The organism is Algibacter sp. Ld11 (genome assembly GCF_045066735.1).
GTDB lineage: Bacteria > Bacteroidota > Bacteroidia > Flavobacteriales > Flavobacteriaceae > Algibacter.
This window is the reverse complement of sequence record NZ_JBISHH010000025.1, coordinates 432528-448397: the sequence shown is the minus strand read 5'-3', so window position 1 is coordinate 448397 and position 15870 is coordinate 432528. Positions and strand designations below refer to the sequence as shown.

17 protein-coding genes are annotated in these 15870 nt (G+C 33.0%); 7 read left to right on the top strand and 10 right to left on the bottom strand.

The annotated features are described in order from the left end of the window. Positions 1 to 66: 66 nt before the first annotated feature. Positions 67 to 1479, top strand: coding sequence for a rhodanese-like domain-containing protein (locus tag ACJJV4_RS15600; RefSeq protein WP_405296110.1), 1413 nt, complete (start codon positions 67 to 69; stop codon positions 1477 to 1479). A 23-nt stretch (positions 1480 to 1502) separates the two neighbouring features. Then, a complete protein-coding gene (locus ACJJV4_RS15595; RefSeq protein WP_405296107.1) occupies positions 1503 to 1706 on the top strand; it encodes a DUF2892 domain-containing protein in 204 nt (67 codons plus the stop codon). A 98-nt stretch (positions 1707 to 1804) separates the two neighbouring features. On the opposite strand, the gene ACJJV4_RS15590 is transcribed toward ACJJV4_RS15595, so the two are convergent. From ACJJV4_RS15590 to ACJJV4_RS15560, 7 genes are all read right to left on the bottom strand, one after another. Next, complete coding sequence (locus ACJJV4_RS15590) at positions 1805 to 2080, bottom strand: ATP-dependent Clp protease adaptor ClpS (protein ID WP_405296105.1); 276 nt, start codon at positions 2078 to 2080, stop codon at positions 1805 to 1807. 66 nt (positions 2081 to 2146) lie between these two features. Next, on the bottom strand, positions 2147 to 2983 hold the full coding sequence (gene prmA / locus ACJJV4_RS15585) for a 50S ribosomal protein L11 methyltransferase (RefSeq protein ID WP_405296103.1): 837 nt from the start codon (positions 2981 to 2983) through the stop codon (positions 2147 to 2149). 400 nt (positions 2984 to 3383) lie between these two features. Beyond that, positions 3384 to 4133: a triose-phosphate isomerase gene (tpiA, locus tag ACJJV4_RS15580; protein WP_405296101.1), complete on the bottom strand. Its 750-nt coding sequence runs from the start codon at positions 4131 to 4133 to the stop codon at positions 3384 to 3386. Between the two features lie 82 nt (positions 4134 to 4215). Next, complete coding sequence (locus tag ACJJV4_RS15575; RefSeq protein WP_405296099.1) at positions 4216 to 4704, bottom strand: TlpA family protein disulfide reductase; 489 nt, start codon at positions 4702 to 4704, stop codon at positions 4216 to 4218. 45 nt (positions 4705 to 4749) lie between these two features. Then, on the bottom strand, positions 4750 to 5823 hold the full coding sequence (locus tag ACJJV4_RS15570) for an ABC transporter permease (protein WP_405296097.1): 1074 nt from the start codon (positions 5821 to 5823) through the stop codon (positions 4750 to 4752). Between the two features lie 9 nt (positions 5824 to 5832). Then, positions 5833 to 7140 (bottom strand): BT_3928 family protein, encoded by a 1308-nt coding sequence (locus ACJJV4_RS15565; RefSeq protein ID WP_405296095.1) that lies wholly within the window; start codon positions 7138 to 7140, stop codon positions 5833 to 5835. Between the two features lie 70 nt (positions 7141 to 7210). Beyond that, positions 7211 to 7753, bottom strand: coding sequence for a DUF1599 domain-containing protein (locus tag ACJJV4_RS15560; protein WP_405296093.1), 543 nt, complete (start codon positions 7751 to 7753; stop codon positions 7211 to 7213). A gap of 135 nt (positions 7754 to 7888) precedes the next feature. Between ACJJV4_RS15560 and folP the strand changes: the two genes are divergently transcribed. Genes folP through ACJJV4_RS15545 form a run of 3 tightly spaced genes read left to right on the top strand, consistent with a single transcriptional unit; the run spans position 7889 to position 10217 of the window. Further along, entirely contained in the window at positions 7889 to 8713 is an 825-nt protein-coding gene (gene folP / locus ACJJV4_RS15555) for a dihydropteroate synthase (protein WP_405296091.1), read from the top strand. Position 8714: 1 nt separating this feature from the next. Further along, a complete protein-coding gene (locus ACJJV4_RS15550; RefSeq protein WP_405296089.1) occupies positions 8715 to 9395 on the top strand; it encodes a hypothetical protein in 681 nt (226 codons plus the stop codon). Positions 9396 to 9431: 36 nt separating this feature from the next. Then, a complete protein-coding gene (locus tag ACJJV4_RS15545; protein ID WP_405296087.1) occupies positions 9432 to 10217 on the top strand; it encodes a diadenylate cyclase in 786 nt (261 codons plus the stop codon). A 16-nt stretch (positions 10218 to 10233) separates the two neighbouring features. Here ACJJV4_RS15545 and ACJJV4_RS15540 read toward each other — a convergent pair whose 3' ends face one another. Further along, positions 10234 to 12003 carry an ABC transporter ATP-binding protein gene (locus ACJJV4_RS15540; protein WP_405296085.1) on the bottom strand — a complete coding sequence of 590 codons (1770 nt, stop codon included), beginning with the start codon at positions 12001 to 12003 and terminating at the stop codon, positions 10234 to 10236. Next, on the bottom strand, positions 12004 to 12747 hold the full coding sequence (gene truA, locus ACJJV4_RS15535) for a tRNA pseudouridine(38-40) synthase TruA (protein ID WP_405296083.1): 744 nt from the start codon (positions 12745 to 12747) through the stop codon (positions 12004 to 12006). It lies immediately after the preceding gene. Between the two features lie 92 nt (positions 12748 to 12839). Between truA and ACJJV4_RS15530 the strand changes: the two genes are divergently transcribed. Next, complete coding sequence (locus ACJJV4_RS15530; RefSeq protein ID WP_405296081.1) at positions 12840 to 13346, top strand: metallophosphoesterase family protein; 507 nt, start codon at positions 12840 to 12842, stop codon at positions 13344 to 13346. A gap of 108 nt (positions 13347 to 13454) precedes the next feature. On the opposite strand, the gene ACJJV4_RS15525 is transcribed toward ACJJV4_RS15530, so the two are convergent. Further along, positions 13455 to 13865 carry a DUF4293 domain-containing protein gene (locus ACJJV4_RS15525; protein WP_405296079.1) on the bottom strand — a complete coding sequence of 137 codons (411 nt, stop codon included), beginning with the start codon at positions 13863 to 13865 and terminating at the stop codon, positions 13455 to 13457. Positions 13866 to 14062: 197 nt separating this feature from the next. Here ACJJV4_RS15525 and rho point away from each other — a divergent pair, with 197 nt between their 5' ends. Beyond that, positions 14063 to 15733 carry a transcription termination factor Rho gene (rho, locus tag ACJJV4_RS15520; RefSeq protein WP_405296077.1) on the top strand — a complete coding sequence of 557 codons (1671 nt, stop codon included), beginning with the start codon at positions 14063 to 14065 and terminating at the stop codon, positions 15731 to 15733. The last annotated feature ends 137 nt before the right edge of the window (positions 15734 to 15870 follow it).

The window sequence follows — 15870 nt, the reverse complement described above, 5'->3', positions numbered from 1 at the left end:
GTAACTCAACAAAAGAAAGAGTTCCTTAATTTTGAATCATCACCGGTTATAAAAAGAAAAAATAAAATGAAAATTGAACAAATATATACAGGCTGCTTAGCACAAGGCGCATATTACATAGAATCTAATGGCGAAGTTGCTATTATAGATCCATTACGCGAAACACAGCAATATGTAGATAAAGCAGAAAAAGAACATGCGAAAATAAAATACATTTTCGAAACACATTTTCATGCCGATTTTGTTTCTGGACATATAGATTTAGCAAAAAAAACCGGAGCAGATATCGTTTTTGGTCCAAACGCCGAAACCAAATATAAAGCTTATATAGCCAAAGATAATGAAACCTTTAAACTTGGTACTATCACCATAAAAGTGTTACATACTCCTGGGCATACTTTAGAATCATCAACATTTTTATTAATAGATGAAAATGGAAAAGATCATGCTATATTTTCTGGAGACACCTTATTTTTAGGCGATGTTGGCCGACCAGATTTAGCCATAAAATCTGATTTAACAAAAGAAGATTTAGCTGGTATGCTTTTCGATTCCCTATGCAATAAAATTATGCCACTCTCAGACGATGTTATTGTTTATCCTGCTCATGGTGCTGGCTCAGCCTGTGGAAAAAACTTAAGCAAAGAAACAGTTGGGGTTTTAGGTGAACAGAAAAAAACTAATTACGCCTTACGAGCAAACATGACGCGTGAAGAGTTTATAAAAGAAGTACTTACAGGTATTGCTCCTCCTCCTCAATATTTTGCAAAAAATGCCATGATGAACAAATCTGGCTATGATAATTTTGAAACTATTTTGAAAAAAGGAGACACCCCACTTTCTCCTGAAGCTTTCGAGGCATTGGCCAATAGCCACGACGCACTAGTTTTAGATGTTAGAAGAGAACAAGATTTTGTAAAAGGTCATATTCCAAATTCAATTTTTATTGGTATTCACGGTGGTTTTGCTCCATGGGTTGGTGCATTAATTACCGATTTAAAACAGCCTATTTTACTTGTAACACCCGAAGGGAAAGCACAAGAAACGGTAACGAGATTATCTAGAGTTGGGTATGATAATACCTTAGGCTATTTAGAAGGTGGTATTGAAAGCTGGATCGCGGCAGGAAAAGATACAGAAACTATAGACTCTATACCTGTAGACGAATTTTCTAAACGTTACAACTCTGAAAACATTGAAGTTTTAGACGTTAGAAAAGATGGAGAATACAACTCGGAGCATTTAGAAGGCGACAACGTTAAACATTTTGCGTTAGATTATATAAACCAAAACATGAATAATATCGATAAAAACAAAACCTATTACCTGCATTGCGCGGGCGGTTACCGCTCTGTAATAGCTGCTTCTATTTTAAAAGCACGTGGTTTTAATAACCTCATTGATATTGCTGGCGGATTTGGAGCTATTAAAAACTCAGATTTACCTACAACCGATTTTGTTTGCCCAAGTACGCTATAAACATTTATACTTAATTAAAAAAAATGAAAAAGAACATAGGTCCAACCGACAAAGCCATTAGAGTACTTGCCGGAATTGCCATTGCCTTATTTTATTATTTTAATATTATCTCAGGTACATTAGCTTTAATTTTAATGACAGTTGCTGTTATTTTACTAATAACGAGTTTCATTAATTTCTGTCCGCTTTATAGTATTTTTAAAATAAGCTCAATAAAAAAAAAATAAAATAGAACCACAGTAGAATTTAGATTAATAGCAAAAAAAAAGACCTTTCATTAAAATGAAAGGTCTTTTACTTTGTATTATTATATTATAGTTCAGTTCTAAACTAATTCTGCGCTTAAGCCGGCTTCTAACAACATAGAGCAGCGTGGTTTTAAATCGTCTAATAAACCGGTTTTAACCGTACATTTCCCTTTGTAATGTACTAACATAGCGCATTGTTCTGCTTGTTCTGGTGTATGCTCACAAGCATATATTAACGTATCTATAACGTGATCGAAAGTATTTACATCATCGTTATGCAAAACAATCTCGTTTTGAGTTAAAACTTCTTCTTCTAGTAATAATTCTTCGAATGTTTTTTCTTGTGTACTCATAATCTAAATTTTACTTTCTTATATTTTCTTGTAAGAAAACACTTGATTAACATTTTAATTATGTTACTAATTTAAAAATTTTAACGATACCCAATTGTTTCTTTCCAACTTTTCTTCAAATTTTAACAAATATTTTTCACATTCAGCTGTAATAAGTGGGATATCCTCAGCGTAAAATCCGCTTAAAAACAACATACCATTTTTGTTTAAACATCCTGCATAGGTTTCCATGTCTTGGAGTAAAATATTTCGGTTAATGTTCGCTATAATAACATCAAAACTTTTCTCTTTAAGCACAGAAGCATCGCCTTCTATTACGGTAATATGCTTGGCATTGTTACGTTCTACATTCTCTAAACTGTTTAAATAGCACCAATTATCATAATCTACAGCATCTAATGGTTTTGCCCCCTTCATTTCCGCAAGAATTGCTAATACGCCTGTACCACAACCCATATCTAGAACCGACTTATTAGTTAAATCTGTTTTAAGAATATGTTGTATCATCATGTGTGTAGTTTCATGATGCCCGGTTCCAAAACTCATTTTTGGTTCTATTACAATATCGTAAGTGGTATCTGGTTTTTCGTGAAAAGGTGCACGAACAGAGCAAGTATTATCCACAATGATAGGATTAAAATTCTTTTCCCACTCTTCGTTCCAATTAGTTTGCTCTATTTCGTTAAACTCGTAAGTTATTTCGAATTCATCGGATTTTAAGATTTGAACATCATCTAAAATATTAGCATTCCATTCTTCCTTTTGAATATATGCTGTTGCTCCATCTTCATTTTCTACAAAACTTTCAAAACCCGCATAACCTAACTCGGCTATCAAAATTTCTACTGCTGGCTGTAATGGTACTACTTTAAAATAATAACCGATATAAATAATGTTTGACATTTTCTTTTTTATTGAAGTGCAAATTTAAGTCTTATAAATGGAGTTCGATATAAAATTTTATTAAAAAACTGAAGACTAACTTCTGTTTTAGCAGAAAAACAAAAAACACCTTATCTTTTTAAAATAAGGTGTTTTTTATTTTTAAATATATTTTTCAAATAAATGGATTCGTTCAAAAAAGGAAAACTCTAAGTCTAGTCTCTATTTTCGCTAGTAACCCTGCGTTCGGGACTGAGACTTTGTTGGAGCTCTTTTTGTGTGGTTGCAACTATGCAACACAAAAAAACGACTGCCGAAATATTTATATTCATGAGTTCTTTAATTGAAAAATAAGACTGCACGAATAAAACCCGACTCCTTTTTGGGTAACGCCCAAATTTATTTTAATTAATAGGTTACTTTAAAATGCATTTACAATTGCGAAAAAATCTTCTGCATTAAGTGCAGCTCCTCCTATTAAACCGCCATCTACGTCTGGTTTAGAGAAAATTTCTTCTGCATTTGCTGGTTTAACGCTACCTCCATAAAGTATAGAAACTTCATCGGCAACATCGTTTCCATACTTATCAGCTAATGTTTTTCTGATAAAAGCGTGCATATCTTGAGCTTGCTCTGGACTTGCTGTTTCCCCGGTACCAATCGCCCATACAGGCTCATAAGCCAATACTATATTTTGAAATGCAGCAGCTTCTAAATGAAACAATGCATTTTTTATTTGATTACCAACTATAGTTTCTTCGTTTCCTGATTTTCTATCGGCTAATTCTTCACCAAAACAGAAAATTACACGCATCCCTTTTGCTAGAGCGGCATCTGTTTTTTTGGCAAGTAACTCATCGGTTTCATTAAAATATTCACGACGTTCACTATGACCTAATATAACGGTGTTCACACCGATACTTTTCAACATATTTGCGCTAATTTCACCTGTATAGGCTCCATTCTCTGCAAAATGCATGTTTTGCGCTATAACTTCTATATTTGAAGTTCTTAACGCCTGATAGGCCTGAAATAAGTTGGTAAAGGTTGGTGCTACCATTACTTCGGCATTAGAGCTTGTTGTTTGGTTTTTTAAAGCTGTGATTAACGCTTCGGTTTGCGCTAAATCGTTATTCATTTTCCAGTTTCCTGCTACAATGTTTTTTCTCATGATTGCCTTTTAACCTTCCCTAAATCGACAAGGATATTTTTTTAAAATAGTTAATAATTGTTGTTTTCTACTGCTAAAATAGTTAATTTTTTATAGCTTTTATTAACTTATCGTCATCAGCTTCAATAACATTAAATACAACGATTTCGCCAGCTTTATTTATTACCAAATATCTAGGAATCCAGCTTATATTTAAAAAATCAGCAAAATCACAATCTTTTGCATTTGGCATAAAATAGTGATCACCATTAACATTGTATTTTTTAATACCACGCTGCCATGCACCTTGCTCTCTATCTAAAGATAAAAATACGTAAGCTATTTCTGGATTACTAGCCTGCAATGCTTTAACTTTAGGCATACCCTTAATACAGTCGCTACACCAAGATGCCCATACATCTATAACTATGGTTTTTCCTTTATGCTTATTTAAAATGCTTTGAAAGGTAACCTCCGTGCCATTTTGAGCGATAAAAGTATCGTTTAAAGCTTCGGCCGAAAATTGTGTTGGTTCGTCTTTACAGCTTAAAAAACTAATTAATAAAACGAAAATATACTTTAACTTATTCATATAACAAAGATTTGAAAATGTTCACGCTTTCGCGGAAAAAACTATTTATTTTAATTTAACTTTTGGATCTAACCAAACGTAGATTAAGTCGACAAAAATGTTGATAATTACAAATAACACTGCAATTACTAAAACAGCCCCCATAATTACGGGAAGATCTAGCGTATTTAATGCATTTACAATCTCTTTACCAAGGCCGTTCCATCCAAAAATGTACTCAACAAAAACGGCGCCGGCAAGCATAGAAGCAAACCAACCTGATATGGCTGTAACTACCGGGTTTAAAGCGTTTTTTACAGCGTGCTTTTTAATAATTTGAAATTCACTAAGTCCTTTAGCACGCGCTGTTCTAATATAATCTTGGTTAAAAACCTCTAGCAAAGAATTACGCATAAGCTGAATAACAACCGCTAACGGGCGAATACCTAAAACAACAGCTGGAAGTATTAAGTTTTTCCATTTAATGTGCATAGCCTCGCCAAAATCGTCTAGTTCGTACAAACTACCCGTCATCTCTAAATTGGTATATTCATGCAATACAAACCCAAAAAACCACGCGAATAAAATAGCACTAAAAAATGATGGCACACTCATACCTAAAGTACTGAATATTTGAATGGTTTTATCTATCCATTGATCTTTATACAAGGCAGAAACAATACCTAAAACAACCCCCAATATCATAGCTATTACAATGGCAGAAACAGCAAGAACAAAAGTATTTGGTAAGGTTTCTGATAACACTTGGCTCACTTTTTTACCTTGCTTGGTAAACGATTCGCGCAAATACGGCAATTTTAAAACCGTTGTTATATTTCCTATTGTAAATAGTTTGCTTGCGGAATATTTACCATTTCGTAAAAAAGTATAATCTTCTTTTTTATTAGAATGAAATGATACAGGAGACAAATCGTTTAAGTAATACAAATACTGCGTACCCAAAGGTTTATCAAAACCATATTTTTGCTTTACTATGGCAAGTTGCTCACTGTCTTCATTTTGCCCCAGCATCATTTGTGCAGGATCTCCAGGAAGCACGTTAAATAAAAAGAATATAACCGTAACTACCCCAAATAGTGTGATGATGGCATAGCCTAGTTTATTTATTAAGTAGTTCAAATTAATTATTTATTTTTTTAACACCACTTTTACCAAACTCGTAAAATTGCTGCTATTGGCTGTATTAACAGAATCTAACTCTTTGTTTTGTTCCTTAAAAACGCTGACAGACTCAATAGTTTCTGTATCTATAGCTTCCACTTCTGTTTTAGTAGACATTGCTCCATCAACAAAATATGCAATATTTTCAATCTTTAAAGGCTCAGGAGCTCGTTCTACTTTTGGTAATTGAAGATTGTCTAGATCGTTCCAGTGTACTTTTTGCTTTATAGTTCCCTTATCGAGCTCAATAATTCCAGGATTAGAACGCACTACTGTTTTTAGCGCTTTCTCATCACATAAATAGAAATCGAAATCAATATTATAAGCTTCTTTTATACGCTGTTTTGATTCTGCTCCAGAGGCCGTTAAGCCAATAATTTTGTATCCATTTTTTCGAGCTTCATCTTGTAATGCTTCCAATTTTAAAGCACCACCCTGCTCTATAACATCTAGATTATAAGATATTACAATAACTAAATTATCTTCATTTAAAAAGTAATCGGTTAAGTTTTCATCTTCCGATTCAATCGAAAAATCGTAGATTGGAGGTGTATACCCCGCAGAAATCTCTTTTGTATTTACACTTATAAATTCGCCTTCCACAGTAGGGTAAGAACCATTTGTAGTAATAATTTTTTCTTCACCATCAACTTTAAACTTCCAGGCATATTCCGTTACTGGTTTTTCTGCATCTTCAGGCACGCTCATCCCTTCTTGTATGTTTGCGCCTATGTGGTATGCCCTAAAATCTATTGCGGGTAAATGCATTAATACATGGTACCCAAACCATAAACTCACAATAAAACTTAATAATGCTAAAGCCGTTGTTGCTAGGTTTCCAAAAAGCGGTTTTATGTATTTTACTCCTAAAAATAAAATGAGAATAAAAAACAGTAGTACAATATCTTTAGTAAAGCTTTCCCATGGCGTCAATTTTAAAGCATCGCCAAAACATCCACAATCTTTTACTTTATCGAAATATGCAGAGTAAAAAGTTAAAAACGAGAAGAAAACAATCATTAACAACAAACTCCAAACTGTAAATTTAGGTTTATAACCAATAAGCAGAAACACCCCCAACACCACTTCAAACACCACTACAAGTACCGAAATCATTAAAGAATAAGGTTCTAAAAACGGCAAGTTTAAAACATCCTGACCAAAATATTCTGCTAGTTTATACGAAAACCCTAATGGATCGTTGAGTTTAATAAATCCAGAAATAATAAATAAAACTCCAACAAATACTCGGCTTATTCCTACTAAAAATTTCATGTGGTATTATATTTTATGTTCAACTTAAATATCAATTTAAGTTCTAAAGTGTGTTTATATTCCGCCTAAATTAATGGGTTTCATTTAAATGAATCATGGCAAAAATGGCATAATTAATCATATCTTGATAATTAGCATCAATACCTTCACTTACAAGAGTTTTGCCCTTATTATCTTCAATTTGCTTTACGCGAAGTAATTTTTGTAAAATTAAATCGGTTAAACTACTTACACGCATATCTCGCCAAGCTTCACCGTAATCGTGGTTTTTGTTTTCCATCAGAGTTTTAGTAATAGAAACATGTTTTTCGTACAATTCTGTAGCTTCTTCTGTTGATAAATCTGGCTGTTCTACAACACCTAATTCCAATTGAATGAGCGCCATAATAGAATAATTGATAATACCAATAAACTCACTAACTTCACCTTCATCTACCTTTCTCACATCGTTTTGCTGTAAACCTCGAATACGTTGTGCCTTTATAAAAATTTGATCGGTTAAGGATGGTAAACGTAAAATTCTCCAAGCACTTCCATAATCACTCATTTTTTTAATGAATAAACTTTTACAAGTATTTACAACCGTATCGTATTGTTTTGAAGTATCTGGCATGTATCAATTATATTTTGTGTAAATTTCGCTTAAATTGTTTAAAGTTCAAAAGTTTTTAGGAGGAAGTTTGACGATACAATTTTAAAGTTTTACGTTTGATATTTAATATTGAAAATATTGACATTTTAAGAGGTTATGACCATTAATTGCAAAGGAAAACTTATTGATTTATCGTCGCCAAAAGTAATGGGGATTTTAAACATAACACCCGACTCATTTTACGATGGCGGACAACATAAAGATAAAAAATCTATTCTGAATCATACAGAGAACATGCTTTGTGAAGGTGCAACTTTTATTGATATTGGTGCGTATAGTTCTCGTCCTAATGCAGATCATGTAAGTGAAGCTGAAGAGTTAAAACGGATTTTGCCGATAGTAGAACTTCTAACAACAACCTTTCCTGAAATTTTTATTTCTATCGATACATTTAGAAGCGAGGTCGCAAAACAAGCTATTGAAACTGGTGCGGCATTAATAAACGACATTTCGGCAGGAAAGCTCGATGACAATATGCTGAAAACGGTTGCCGATTTACACGTGCCATATATTATGATGCATATGCGTGGCACACCCCAAACCATGCAACAACAAACCGATTATAAAGATTTATTAAAAGATATTATCGTCTATTTTTCTGAACGTTTAGCGGCTGCAAAACAACTTGGTATTGTTGATATTGTAGTAGATCCTGGCTTTGGTTTTGCCAAAACTTTAAAACAAAATTTTGAGCTCTTAAATAAACTCGAATTACTTCATATATTAGATAAACCACTTCTTGTTGGCATCTCAAGAAAATCAATGATTTACAAAACACTTAACAATACGGCGAAAGATGCTTTGAATGGCACTTCGGTTTTAAACACAATAGCTTTACAAAAAAGCGCTTCCATTTTACGTGTGCATGATGTAAAAGAAGCCATGGAAACTATTAAACTTGTTGAATCTCTCAATATTTAAAATGAAACATATACTAACCTTTTTTATTACCGTTCTTTTTTTTTCTTGCGATAATGAAAAAATACTACAACTACCTGAAATTAGTAATTCTAAAACAACAGAAATCGATGATATTTCTCCAGCCTATCTTTTTTACGACTCAGAAAAAGACAGCATAGAATTAAACCGAAAAAACTTAATTAGCACAACCAATTGGTTGGTTAATGTAGATAAACGTTTAAAATTGAAGTTGGTAATTCCGCAAATCAAATTTCTTCAGAATAAAAAGAAAAATGCTGGGCATAAAAAAGAAGGAGCCAAAAACTATTTTACTTGTAACGATACCAGTATAAAAAATTTAGGATTTATTGAATTTACAGGAACAGAATATATTGAAGACTCAAGTGTTTCATATTTATCTAACCCAGAAAACTCAGACCTCGTTTACGAATCAATTAACCTCAAAATTGATAAACATAGTAAATTAACCTTAATACAAATTGATACTAACTTAGTTGCTACCAAAACAGATAAAAATAATTTGTTAAAAGATTTAAAAAAATATGATACTAAAGGCTTTTTAATCTATTTAAACTTTAATGAAAATTTGAACTTTCAAGACTATATAACTTATAAATCATTATTAGAAAATATAAATTTAAAGGAAGCAAAAATATCGAATAAAGAATTTATTTTTAATTAACCTTTATTCACTAAATTTACAAAAACACTTTCACCATTGGAAATTTTTAATGACCTCTTAAACTTTAAAATTGTTGATATTATTGATGTAATTCTGGTAGCAGTGCTGCTTTATTATGTTTATAAATTAACAAAAGGCACGGTTGCTATCAATATTTTTATTGGTATAATTATTATTTATTTTGTTTGGAAGCTTACGGAATTCTTAGAAATGGAATTGCTTACAGGCATTTTTGGAGGCTTTATGAAAGTGGGTATTATTGCTTTAATTGTTGTCTTTCAGCCAGAAATAAGAAAGTTTTTATTAATGGTAGGTTCTACTAATTTTAATGGCCGACGCAAATTTTTACAACAGTTTAAATTCTTAAAAACCGAAACTAGCGATGCTACCGATGTAGAGGTTATTGTATCTGCGTGTAATAAAATGGCAATGTCTAAAACAGGAGCGCTTATTGTTTTTGAACGCAGTAATAACTTAGATTTTATTGCAGCCTCTGGAGATGAAATGAATATAAAAGTTACACAACCTATTATAGAGAGTATCTTTTTTAAAAATAGTCCCTTGCACGATGGCGCCATTATTATAAACGATAATATTGTTAAAGCTACTCGTGTAATTCTTCCTGTTAATAATGATAGAAGCATACCGAAACGTTTTGGACTTCGTCACAGAGCAGCTATTGGTGTTACCGAAAAAACGGACGCTTTAGCGCTTGTTGTAAGTGAAGAAACCGGACACATTTCTTATTTTAAAGATGGTGAGTTTGTTGTTTTTGATGATACTAATGCACTTACCGAAATTATAAAAACAGATTTAGCTTAAAATCAAAATTTTAATTTTAAGCAACATCTTCCTTCAAGAATTGAACCTCATATAAGTTTCTATAGTACCCATTTTCTTTTTTAAGAAGTTCATTATGCGTGCCTTGCTCAACAATTTTACCAGAATCCATAACAATAATTTTATCAGCCTTTTTAACTGTTGCTAATCGGTGCGCTATAACTATTGAGGTTCTACCTCTAGTAATCTTATCTGTAGCATTTTGAATAAGTTGTTCCGAATAAGAATCTACCGATGATGTGGCTTCATCTAAAACCAAAATACTTGGGTTTGTAACATAAGCACGTAAAAACGAAATAAGCTGACGCTGCCCTGAAGAAAGCATAACGCCACGTTCTTTTACATTATAGTGATACCCGTTTGGTAAAGACATAATAAAATCGTGAATACCAATATCTTTAGCTGCTTGATAAACTTGTTCTTCCGTAATTTCTGGATGATTTAAAGTAATATTATTCAAAATAGTATCTGCAAACAAAAATACATCTTGTAAAACAACAGCTATTTGAGTTCGAAGAGATTCTAAAGTAACATCCTTTATATCAATACCGTCTACTGAAATTACACCATCTTTAATTTCATAAAAACGGTTTAATAAGTTAATAATAGTAGATTTTCCTGCACCTGTAGCACCTACAATAGCAACAGTATCACCAGAACTCACATTAAATGAAATGCCTTTTAAAACAGCTTCATCTTCGACATAGTTAAAATACACATTTTCGAAATCTATATCTCCTTTAAACGTTTCTGCAATATACGTCCCGTAATCATCAATTTGTGATGTAGTATCTAGAACTTTAAACACACGGTTTGCTGCTACCATCCCCATTTGCAACGTGTTAAATTTATCGGCAATTTGTCGTAAAGGCCTAAACAACATCGGTATAAACATGATAAAGGCAATTAAATCGCCTTGAGACACATCACTAGCTTCCAAAACTACGTGTAAACCTCCATACCAGGCCACTAAACCCATAGCTATGGAGCCAGATAAATCTGCTAATGGAAAGAAAATAGAGTTATACCAAACAGTTTTTAACCATCCTTTTTTATGGCGTTCGTTTATGGCTTTAAACTTTTTAAACTCGGTATCTTCTCTTGTAAAAAGTTGTAGAATTTTCATTCCTGTTAATCGTTCTTGTACAAAAGAGTTTAGGTTGGAAACTTCGGTTCTTACTTCTTCAAAAGCCTTTTTCATTACTTTTTGGAAAATCCGTGTAGCATATAACAATAAAGGAAGCATGATAAATACAATAATGCTCAGCTTTACATTGATATAAACCATAACAGCGAAAACAACAATCATAGTCAGTAAATCTTTCACAATCATGAATAAACCTTGCCCAAAAATATCGGCAATACGTTCCATATCGGTAACAGATCTTGTAATAAGCACGCCTACCGATGAATTATCGTAATACTTCATTTTAAAACGTAATAAATGATTAAACAATTTTGTTCGTACATCTTTTACTAAATTTTGCCCCAACCAAGCGGCGTAATAAATAAAACTAAGTTGTATAACGGTTTGCAAAATTAAAACCACCAACATCAGTATAATGTAAAAGAGAAAATCATCTTTCAATTTCACAGCTATACTATTGTCTATAGCATATTTTGTTAAATATGGCGTTGCAGCACTAAATACAGCTGATAAAACCACCATTATAAGCAAGCATACAAAAACCAAATTATAGGGTTTTATGTAAGTAAATAGCCTTTTAAAAAGGTTAACATCAAATATTTTCTCTTTAGGTTTACTCATTTATATTTTTATATCTTCTGGATACTCTACTTCAATTAAATATAAGCCATGTGCCGGAACAGAAAACCCAGCTTCACTCCTATTTTTGGATTCAATAATATTATGCAAATGTGCTACCGGCATTTTACCTAAGCCAATATTAATTAAAGTACCCACAATAGCGCGCACCATATTACGCAAAAAGCGATCGGCTTTAATAGTAAACTGCAATTCACCTTCTACTATTTGCCACTCGGCTTTCATTATATTACATAAAAAAGTATTTACGTTCGTTTTGCTCTTAGAGAAACACTGAAAATCGCTATATTCTAGCAATATTTTAGTAGCTTCTTTCATTTTATCAATATCTAACTTTTGCTTCACATTGTAAGCAGCATCGACATTGAAAACATTTTTCTTTAAAGAAACGCGATACAAATATGTTCTACTCACAGCATGAAAACGCGTGTGTACATCTTCTTTCACTTTAAATATATCGTGAATGGCAATATCTTTAGGTAAAAACGAATTAAGTTTAAAAACCAAATCTACGTTGTCTATAACACCCTCATAATCAAAATGAGCAAACATTTGCTTGGCATGCACACCCGTATCTGTACGGCCTGCTCCCATAATAGAGATTGGGGTATTTAATAAAACCGACAAGGCTTTCTCTAAAACTTCTTGTACAGAAATGGCATCAGGCTGAACTTGCCAACCATGATATGCTGCACCGTTATATGAAAGTTCTATAAAATATCGCAATTTGTTTTAATACTTTTGTTGAAAGAACAAATATAGTCAGTTTTAAGGTTCTTGTGAATACTCAAATCTTAATTATATATTAAAAGATTTTAATGAAAAAAATATTACTCCTTTCGGATACCCATAGTTATATAGATAATGATGTTTTAAAATATGTCAAACAAGCCGATGAAGTTTGGCATGCTGGAGATATTGGTGATTTAAAAGTAACCGATGCTATAAAAGAGCTCAAACCATTACGAGCAGTTTATGGCAATATTGACGATGCTAAAGCGCGCGGTGAATTTCCAGAACACAACAGATTTATGTGTGAAGATGTTGATGTATGGATTACTCATATTGGTGGATACCCTCCAAAATATAATTTAAGAGTTATTGAAGAAATAAAAAAGAACCCTCCGAAAATATTTATTTCTGGCCATTCGCATATTTTAAAAGTAATGCCCGATAAAAAACTAAATGTTTTACATATGAATCCCGGCGCTGTTGGAAAACATGGCTTCCACAAAATAAGGACCATGTTGCGCTTTACAATTGATGGTAAAAAAATAGATAATTTAGAAGTTGTAGAGTTCCCAAATAGGCATCCAAAAAACTAATACGGTTCTGATACCTACTAATAAGACATAAAAAACTATTTGTAAATAAAAAACTCCGAAGTTTTCACTTCGGAGTTTTAACGCACTAATACTACTAAGATGTTAGGTCTATCGCAATCGATCTACAGATTTTACGAGGTCTTCATCCTTCTTGATGGCCTTATTAGCAAATGCCAACAACACGATAGAAACAAGTGGAAGAAGCATCCCAATACCTTTCTCAGAAACCGCCGTCTCTCCAGATAAATTTAGAGATTGATACACAAAAAATCCTAATAAAATAAAGTTTAATATGATGTTAAGCCGCCCCAAAACAAATTGAAGTTGCCTATTTTTGAACATAAATATAGAAATTAAAGATAATAAAGCAGATCCTAAAAAGAGACCCAAGTACAATATATTGTCTTTTGCAAACACAATCTCATTAGTATTTGTAGTCCATAAATTAACCACAAAAATTAACCCAGCAGATACTCCTGCTGCTGCTAACAAATAAACCGATTGAATGCGTTGTAACATATTATTCTAACTAACTAGGACGCAAAAATAATGGTTTCTTTAAAAAAATAGCACAAAAAATTAAAATAAAGTTGTATAATTGCAGTATTAATTCTCAACAACCGCAATAACAGGCGGTTAATTCTTCAGAATAAAAATTCATTTTTTTTCAAAAAAACTCAATTTTATATTCAATATATAATATTCAAAATATATCAATGTTTGAAATTTCACAATTAAAAGAAAAGAAACTCACTGACCTACAGGAGATTGCAAAAAAACTGAACGTTCCTAAGTACCGTTCATTAAAAAAATTGGATTTAGTATATCAAATATTAGATACCCAAGCCGCAGACCCAAAAGCGGTGGATGCAGTAGTTGCTCCTGCTAAACCAGCAGAAAAAGCACCGGCCGCAAAACCAAAACCTAGAAAACCTAGACAGCGCGTGCAAAAGCCTACTGTAAATACAGCTAGCACGCCAACCAAAACAACAAAAGAAACAAAACCCGTAGCTGAACCTAAACAAGTAGAAGAAGCTAAAGTTGAAAATAAACAAGCTCAACAAACTGAAAAAGTTGAGGCTAAGGTAGACAACAAACCTAAACCAAGACCACGCCCTCAAAAGGAGCGTAAAAACGATAATCAGCCAAATCCAAGACCAAAACCGCAACAAAAACGCGATCAAAACAAAAACCAAAAAAATGGTAATGTACACGCCGGAAATAATGGTAATAAAGATAGCCGTAACCGCTATCGTGAGCCAGATTTTGAGTTTGATGCTATTATTGAAAGTGAAGGCGTTCTAGATATTATGCAAGATGGGTACGGATTTTTACGCTCATCGGATTATAATTATTTATCATCACCAGATGATATTTATGTATCGCAATCGCAAATTAGATTATTTGGTTTAAAAGTTGGAGATACTGTATTAGGGCAAGTACGTCCTCCAAAAGAAGGAGAAAAATATTTCCCTTTAATTAAGGTTAGTAGAATTAATGGTCAAAATCCAAATGTGGTTCGAGACCGCGTTGCTTTCGAGCATTTAACACCATTGTTTCCTCAAGAAAAATTTAATCTAGCCGGACGTCAAAGCACCATTTCTACCAGAATTATGGATCTGTTTGCTCCTATCGGTAAAGGACAACGTGGTATGATTGTGTCGCAGCCAAAAACAGGTAAAACCATGTTACTTAAAGATGTTGCCAATGCCATTGCAGCAAATCATCCAGAAGTTTATCAAATGATTTTATTAATTGATGAACGTCCAGAAGAAGTAACAGATATGCAACGTAATGTTCGCGGTGAAGTTATTGCATCAACCTTTGATAAAGAAGCACACGAACACGTAAAAATTGCAAACATTGTTTTAGAAAAAGCAAAACGCTTAGTAGAATGTGGTCACGATGTTGTTATTCTTTTAGATTCTATTACCCGTTTAGCCCGTGCATATAACAGTGTGCAACCCGCTTCTGGTAAAATATTAAGTGGTGGTGTAGATGCTAATGCTTTACACAAACCAAAACGTTTTTTTGGAGCGGCACGTAATATAGAAAACGGAGGTTCGCTTACCATTATTGCTACAGCACTTACCGAAACAGGTTCTAAAATGGACGAAGTAATTTTCGAAGAGTTTAAAGGAACCGGTAATATGGAATTACAATTAGATAGAAAAATATCTAATCGTAGAATTTTCCCTGCTATAGACCTTACATCTTCATCCACACGTCGCGACGATATTTTACTAGATGCCAACACCATACAGCGTATGTGGGTTATGCGTAAATATCTTGCAGACATGAATCCGGTAGAAGCTATGGAATTTATAAACGAGCGTTTTAAACAAACTCGAAATAACGAAGAGTTTTTAATCTCAATGAACGGTTAAAACTATCATTATATAGATATAGAGCCTTAATGTAAAAGTTAAGGCTTTTTTTATGCACTAATTATGGCGTTACCACAAGGGTCGCGCTTTCCGTTACTAGTTTTGGCTCGATGCTCGCCTCGCCAAAAGCTAACCAC

Excerpts from the sequence above, each read along its gene's own strand:
- ACJJV4_RS15575 (WP_405296099.1), bottom strand. The coding sequence starts at position 4,704 with ATGAATAAGTTAAAGTATATTTTCGTTTTATTAATTAGTTTTTTAAGC.
- ACJJV4_RS15525 (WP_405296079.1), bottom strand. The coding sequence starts at position 13,865 with ATGTTACAACGCATTCAATCGGTTTATTTGTTAGCAGCAGCAGGAGTA.
- ACJJV4_RS15595 (WP_405296107.1), top strand. The coding sequence starts at position 1,503 with ATGAAAAAGAACATAGGTCCAACCGACAAAGCCATTAGAGTACTTGCC.
- prmA (WP_405296103.1), bottom strand. The coding sequence starts at position 2,983 with ATGTCAAACATTATTTATATCGGTTATTATTTTAAAGTAGTACCATTA.
- ACJJV4_RS15530 (WP_405296081.1), top strand. The coding sequence starts at position 12,840 with ATGAAAAAAATATTACTCCTTTCGGATACCCATAGTTATATAGATAAT.
- folP (WP_405296091.1), top strand. The coding sequence starts at position 7,889 with ATGACCATTAATTGCAAAGGAAAACTTATTGATTTATCGTCGCCAAAA.
- ACJJV4_RS15565 (WP_405296095.1), bottom strand. The coding sequence starts at position 7,140 with ATGAAATTTTTAGTAGGAATAAGCCGAGTATTTGTTGGAGTTTTATTT.
- ACJJV4_RS15560 (WP_405296093.1), bottom strand. The coding sequence starts at position 7,753 with ATGCCAGATACTTCAAAACAATACGATACGGTTGTAAATACTTGTAAA.
- ACJJV4_RS15550 (WP_405296089.1), top strand. The coding sequence starts at position 8,715 with ATGAAACATATACTAACCTTTTTTATTACCGTTCTTTTTTTTTCTTGC.
- ACJJV4_RS15540 (WP_405296085.1), bottom strand. The coding sequence starts at position 12,003 with ATGAGTAAACCTAAAGAGAAAATATTTGATGTTAACCTTTTTAAAAGG.
- rho (WP_405296077.1), top strand. The coding sequence starts at position 14,063 with ATGTTTGAAATTTCACAATTAAAAGAAAAGAAACTCACTGACCTACAG.
- tpiA (WP_405296101.1), bottom strand. The coding sequence starts at position 4,133 with ATGAGAAAAAACATTGTAGCAGGAAACTGGAAAATGAATAACGATTTA.
- ACJJV4_RS15600 (WP_405296110.1), top strand. The coding sequence starts at position 67 with ATGAAAATTGAACAAATATATACAGGCTGCTTAGCACAAGGCGCATAT.
- ACJJV4_RS15590 (WP_405296105.1), bottom strand. The coding sequence starts at position 2,080 with ATGAGTACACAAGAAAAAACATTCGAAGAATTATTACTAGAAGAAGAA.